A 6454-nucleotide genomic window follows, 5' to 3' on the forward strand; every position below is an offset into this window, starting at 1 on the left:
GGTGAGAGCTGTGGGAAGAAAGTGGATGAAGTACCTAAACCCGTTAAGAATCAGGAATGGAATTGTGTGGATGTTGTTTGTGGGAGGGTTTTTCAGTTTTTTAGGGCAGGTTTTTGAAATTGTCTGGTTGTTTTATTTATCTATTATTATTGTAATCATATTCACTATCGTTTCCCTCATTTTCTGGAGATGTCCTAATTGTAAGAAGCGGCTTCCTCTCAAGTATGATAAAGAAATTGAGTTGTCCTACGCGTATGTATGCCCTAAATGTGAGAAGCGTTTTTTTGATGACGGGACGATGGAGTAGGCTGCCAGTCTAGCAGGCTAAACGGTTAAATTCATGTTATCCTTGTAACAGAGGAGTGATTTTTTTTGGAAGAAAAGAAAGAAGTAGTTTCTGTAAGTGGAGTAATTAGTAAGGAGATTTTCAAGAAATTCTTGGGCTATCATATTCAGTCGTTGAACAAGATATTGCTGACTGTCTTGTTATTGGGCTTCTTTTTGTATACTTGGCTAATCCTTGATTTAGGTTGGTTTTTTGCCTTGATTACTGCCCTCATCCTGTGGGGTATCATTAAACTAATGCTAACAATTGTAATGAATTTTCGTTCTGCAAAAGAATACAAAAGTGACAAGCTGATGCAAAATGAGGTCTTTTTGACAATCAGTGAGGATGGTATCCAGCAGAAACGACGGAAAGCGGAAGCGTTTTGGGAGTGGGATGATATCCTTTCCATTCATGAACAGAAGGAAATGTTCCTATTCTATGTTTCGAAAAATAAGGCAGTCTTGTTGCCGAAGAGTTTTATGGTCAACCATGAGATGAATAAGCTGAGAAAGATCATACATAATAACGCATTGACTCAGAAAGTGAAATTGTTAGAGGGAACGGTGTAGCCATGACGAGGAACGTTTATATCATTTCCGGGCCGTGCGGTGTTGGGAAATCGACCATTACAAAGGGATTGGCCTGCAAATTAAAGAAAGCGGTTTTGATTGAGGGGGACCTCATCAGCGCTATGTTTGTTGGTGAGGAGCAACCTGCTTGGGAAGAGAAGCTCTCCATCGTCTGGCAGAACTTAAGCAGCCTGACCAAGAATTTTCTGCTGAATGGCTATGATGTTGTCATCGATTATGTGGTGGAGGATGAGTTGGAATGGTTTTGCAAGGAACTCCATCAGACAGGTTTGGATATAATACTTCACTACTATGTCTTGCGTGCCGATCCTGAGGTGCTTGTGGAGCGGATAACGAGACGGGGAGACACCGAAATGATTCCTCGTTCTTTGGAGCTTCTACATCAGCTGGAAAATAAAGAGGAAAACGCGCCTCATTTGTATGATACGACCAATAAGGAACCGAATGTCATTATAGAAGAAATCGCGAAAAACATTACGCGTTATTCTTCTTGACAGACCCCTTAGAAATTCTTACCATAAAAGAAAGAGATGAACGGAAGGGGAATCGAAAGCCTAACAATGTGGAATAACCTTTAATGAAAATTGAGTAACTGGATAGTGTCAGCAGTTCCGACCAAGGAATCAGTCTGTCCGTCCATCATTTCATTAAAGGGATACACATGTTGTGGAGTCGATACCCCACTTGAAACAGGTGCCTTTGGTGCACCTGTTTTTTTATGGGGAAAAACATCTCTTTTATCGGATCTTACTTGTTTATACCCTAACAATTGGAGGGTTATTTTATGAATAGAATTGCAGTAGTAACTGGTGCAAGTCGTTTAAAAGGAATTGGAGCAGCGGTGTGCAGGGAGTTGGCAAAAGCGGGACACCCTATATTTTTTACGTACTGGACGCCTTATGATGAGGAGATGCCGTGGGGTTCTGAAGCTAGAGAACCGCAACTTTTAAAAGAAGAGCTGGAGAGATTTGGCGTGTCAGTGGGCATGATGGAGCTTGACCTCACAAGTGTGGAAGCGGCTGATGTGTTGTTTCAAAATGTGAGGGAGGACCTTGGTGAGCCTAGTATTCTGGTGAATAACGCGGCCTATTCCACCAATGATGATTATAGCAAGATAACAGCGGAGGATCTGGATAAGCACTATCTTGTAAACATCCGGGCTACTGTGCTGTTAAGCAGTAGATTTGCTCAGCAGTTCACCTTTGGCAGCGGTGGACGGATTGTTAATCTCACATCCGGTCAATTTCGCGGGCCGATGCCAGGCGAGCTGCCGTATGCGACGACGAAAGGTGCGATTGATGCCATGACGATAACGTTAGCGGCAGAGGTTGGCAAGCTTGGAATCACGGTCAATGCCATCAATCCTGGACCGACTGATACAGGTTGGATGACAGAGGAAATCAAGTCGGATCTTTCTGCCATGTTCCCGTCCGGACGGGTAGGCTTGCCTAGTGATGTGGCACGGACTATAAAGTTTCTTGTCAGTGAAGAATCGGATTGGGTGACAGGACAGATTATCCATTCAGAAGGCGGATTTAGGAGGTAGAGTTATGGGAGAGACGAGTGTACGATTAGAGTTGGTTGAGAGTTCGGATCGCTTGGAGTACTTGCCGTATTTGGTAATGGCGGATGAGAGCGAGAGCGTGGTGAAGGAGTATATTGCGGAGGGGCAAATGTTTGCGATTGTTGTGGAAGGCGGCTTGGTGGGTGGTGTGGCCTTGTTTTTGGAAGAGGCCGAGAGTGTAGTGGAGCTGAAAAACATCGCGTTGGATCCCCAGTTTCGTGGGCACGGACTAGGGAAGCAGGTCATTGATTTGTCTTTCGAGATTTTCAGAGAACAGGGTTTTCGCAAAATGATGGTCGGCACCGCCAACTCCAGCATTGCCAATCTTGCCTTCTATCAAAAAGCTGGATTTAGGATGGCGGAAATAAAGAAGGATTTCTTTTTGAATTATCCTGAACCTATTTTTGAGGATGGGATTCAGGCGGTGGATATGGTGGTATTTGAGCGGTTGTTGCAGTAAGGAGATAGCTGAGAAGATTCTATATGCCCGAAGCGGTGATGGAATAGGTGAAAAGGTCAAATAGAACGCGTCTATACGCCCGAACCGGTAGTGAAATAGGTGGAAAGGTCGAATAGAACGCCTCTATACGCCTGAAGTGGTAGTGAAATAGGTGAAAAGGTCATATAGAACGGGTCTATATGCCCGAAGCGATGACGAAATAGGTGAAAAGGTCAAATAGAACGCGTCTATACGCCCGAAGCGGTAGTGAAATAGGGGGAAAGGTCAAATAGAAAACGTCTATATTCCCAAAGCCCTGTTCACAGCACTACAATAGTACAATAAAACATGTTATAAGTAACACTCCATCATTTTGGAGTGTTTTTAGTTGTTCTCCTTAAATGTGATGAAATGTAAACAACCTCTAATTTACTTTTAACAAAATCTTCAAAAAACAATTGAGTATTACGAACTATTTTGAAATAATTGGAGATACACAAAGTAAAAGACTGAATGTTTTAAAAAAGGGGGATCTAATGGAACTCAAGAAAGAATCACTCAAGTTGTCTGTTTCCGTTATTTTAGCTTTGATTTTCACTATCCTGCTCATTTTTTTCCCAAGAGGAGGGTACTACGGAGAAATCCCTATGAATCTAGAAGATGGAGCATTTCAAGGGTTTCAACTTTCTCTATTTTTCGAAGTGTACAAATCAAACATCGTACAGTTCTTTCAGCATATATGGGAGCACCAGAGTCTTGGTGGAACGATGTTCTCACAGACTTCGGTGGAAAAAGAACTAATCCGATACTATCCGAAAAGTTTACTTATTATCATGATTGGATTTGTGGTCAGCATAATTTTCGGCATTTTAAAGGGGATTTTTGATTACCGCAATACATACACGAAAAAGAATCTGCTTGGGAACGGAACGACGTGGCTTTTTCAGTCGATTCCTGACTTTTTCGTCGTAATTATCGCTTTTTATCTAGCATTCTATTATTTGCCGATGGGGATGATTTTCAGCAATAAGAATTGGTACAGCTTTGCCGCGCCGGCATTACTTGTTTCCATTTATCCAACGATGTATGTTGCGCGTATGACATGTGTTTCGCTCCTGAATCAAGATGGTCAGGACTATATCCGAACGGCTTTTGCGAAAGGATTTAAAGCCAGGCAGGTTATTAACCGTCATATAATGAGGAACAGCGCGCTTGATTTAATTGCCCACCTGCCGACCATCATGATGGTGGTTATCTCGAACATGCTGATGGTGGAGTACTTGACCGGCTATGCTGGGGCAGGGAACCGGATGTTTGTGGCATTAGGTGGAAGACAGAATACCGTTGGATTCGGCACTTCAGACATTGAAGCGGGACTCGTTTTTGGTTTCGCACTTTGTTTTATAGCAACGGTGCTTGTCGTTCATATTGTAAAAATGATTATGCTGACAAAGCTCAGCCAGAAAGGAGCGTAAGGGATGCGGAAAAATACAGCGCTTTGGGCCGGAGGGTTTTTTCTGTTTTTGTTAATTCTGGTGGCGGCATTCGGGTCCTCTTTTTCCTATGTAAAAGAGGGATTAGAAGGGAAACGATTGATCTTTCCAGAGGCTGGGGGTATTGTTTCAGCACCTTTCCCTCCATCAGCAGACTTTCCGCTGGGCTCTGACCATGAAGGCAGAAACATGGTAAGTCTTCTTGTCATGGGTGCAAAAGATACATTGTTGCTCATTTTTTTAATTACTAGCATTCGTTATGTTGTAGGCGTTGTGCTTGGTGCAATTGCATCGCTCGGGGGACGCTTTATCTCCAATTTCCTTAACGTGTGGGATCAGATTTTTTCTAGTATGCCAGTCATTTTCTTTGCCATTTTGGCGTTTAATCTACCACTTTTGATTTATGCAGAAAATAGGTTCTGGATTGTTATTTTCAGCATAGCATTGGTGGAAGTGGGGCGTGTTGGCGTGACAATTCGGGATCAATTGATTCATGTAAAAAATAAACCGTATGTTGATGCGGCTCGCACAGTTGGGTTATCGAATTTTGGCATTGCCAAGAATCACTTCTTGCCGACGTTGCTGCCAACCATGTTGGTTAATTTTTGCTTTGATATTGGAAGAGTGGCGTTGATTATCGGCCAGCTTGGAATCTTCTCGATTTTTATTACGATGCAATTTGTGGAGGTTCCGCCTGGCGGGATGTATGACCTGGTCAACACAAGCTTCAACTGGCCGACCATTTTAGGAGATGCCCGTAAAGATATCTATACAGCCGTGTGGATTCCAGCTGCTGCAGCGTTTGCGATTATGTATGTTATTTTGACGTTTAATATTTTAGGTGAGGGATTGAGAAGGCACTTTAGCCGTTTTGGGATGTGATGAGAGTGAAGAAATATAGTTTGTTGTTTTTAGTGTTTACCTTGCTAGTGGTTGCTGTACTTACTAACCCCAGAGAGAAAGAGTACCTTGAGATGACAGGTGAGCCATCTTATGAAAAGCTTCCGGATGGGATGGAAATGAAAGTGGAACGGGTGAACTTCTTTCTCTTTTCTGCCTATACACCAGTAGTTGCTGGGGAACACGGTATTACCCATTTAGGGGTCTATGGAAGGTTCTTTCAAATTTCACAAGGACAATTTGATTATCCGGCTTGGTTAGAGATATTCAAATAGTTTTCGAGAATGAGAGGAGGATGTCATTGGATTACAATGATTATAACTACAAACAACCTGATTTTGATAGCCGCGGTCCCACTCCAACTCGCCACAGCTGGGATACGAGTGAGGTAACACTTGGGACTTGGATTGTTGTTTTAATTCTTATCGCAATCCCATTTGTGGGGTTCGTCGTTCTATTGGTTCTGGCATTTGGTGATCACAACGAAAGCTTGAGGAACTTTGCGAAGGCCACACTGATTTTATTGGTGATCGGATTTTTCCTGACTATGCTGGGCGTAGGGTGTAGTTACTAATATTCTCTATTAAAGCGGGGTTATGAAGATTAGAAAAATCATTCTGTTACTTGCTCTAGGGCTATTACTACTTTGGAGTAGGTCATATTTAAGCGACCTGTTCTGGTTAGTGATAGCACTAGAAGCATGCATTGTAACATACATTATTTTTAGTGTGATAAAAGGCGTTATCAAGTTTTAAAAAATAGGACTGGGATAGATTTCAGCAATAATATTAGAATCGTCTTGGAGCAGAAGTTAGGTAAATCATTTTTAGTAGAGTTTGTTATTACGGAACTCAATGTTTTTTATTATTCATTACTAGTTTGGATTGAGAAATCTAGAACAGTCGACCATAATGGAAAAGCATTTACTTACCATCGAACTTCAGAGATGAAAACGTTCATTATTGTTTTTGCTATATTGATAACTGGAGAAGGCGTACTTTTTCATTATCTTTTGCAAAAGTGGAATGAAGTTATTGCGTGGGTCTTTACCATTCTCAATGTGTACGGAATTCTATATTTGGTAGGGTTTTATAATTCAACAAAGCATCTACCGCATATGATATCGGGAGAAAAAATTAT

Annotated in this window: 8 protein-coding genes and 1 pseudogene; all 9 read left to right on the forward strand. The window is 42.0% G+C overall.

Features of this window, described 5'->3' with window-relative positions; all coding sequences use genetic code 11:
* The first annotated feature begins 372 nt into the window (after positions 1-372).
* The gene (locus M313_RS0102165; protein ID WP_010191955.1) at positions 373-897 is read left to right on the forward strand and encodes a YcxB family protein; all 525 of its coding nucleotides are present in this window, start codon (positions 373-375) and stop codon (positions 895-897) included.
* A gap of 2 nt (positions 898-899) precedes the next feature.
* Positions 900-1412: a P-loop nucleotide/nucleoside kinase family protein gene (locus M313_RS0102170; protein ID WP_010191956.1), complete on the forward strand. Its 513-nt coding sequence runs from the start codon at positions 900-902 to the stop codon at positions 1410-1412.
* 290 nt (positions 1413-1702) lie between these two features.
* Positions 1703-2464, forward strand: a complete 762-nt coding sequence (locus M313_RS0102175; protein ID WP_010191959.1) for an SDR family oxidoreductase — start codon at positions 1703-1705, stop codon at positions 2462-2464.
* 4 nt (positions 2465-2468) lie between these two features.
* Entirely contained in the window at positions 2469-2942 is a 474-nt protein-coding gene (locus tag M313_RS0102180) for a GNAT family N-acetyltransferase (RefSeq protein WP_010191961.1), read from the forward strand.
* A gap of 515 nt (positions 2943-3457) precedes the next feature.
* Entirely contained in the window at positions 3458-4396 is a 939-nt protein-coding gene (locus tag M313_RS0102185) for an ABC transporter permease subunit (RefSeq protein WP_010191963.1), read from the forward strand.
* 3 nt (positions 4397-4399) lie between these two features.
* A complete protein-coding gene (locus M313_RS0102190; protein WP_010191965.1) occupies positions 4400-5296 on the forward strand; it encodes an ABC transporter permease in 897 nt (298 codons plus the stop codon).
* Positions 5296-5589 carry a hypothetical protein gene (locus tag M313_RS0102195; protein WP_010191966.1) on the forward strand — a complete coding sequence of 98 codons (294 nt, stop codon included), beginning with the start codon at positions 5296-5298 and terminating at the stop codon, positions 5587-5589. Before M313_RS0102190 ends, M313_RS0102195 begins: the two co-directional genes overlap by 1 nt.
* A gap of 26 nt (positions 5590-5615) precedes the next feature.
* A complete protein-coding gene (locus tag M313_RS22410; protein WP_010191967.1) occupies positions 5616-5888 on the forward strand; it encodes a hypothetical protein in 273 nt (90 codons plus the stop codon).
* A gap of 225 nt (positions 5889-6113) precedes the next feature.
* Positions 6114-6454, forward strand: a pseudogene (locus M313_RS25690) (hypothetical protein); the annotation flags it as partial.

This window comes from Bacillus sp. m3-13, from assembly GCF_000175075.1.
GTDB lineage: Bacteria > Bacillota > Bacilli > Bacillales > Bacillaceae_I > Sutcliffiella_A > Sutcliffiella_A horikoshii_C.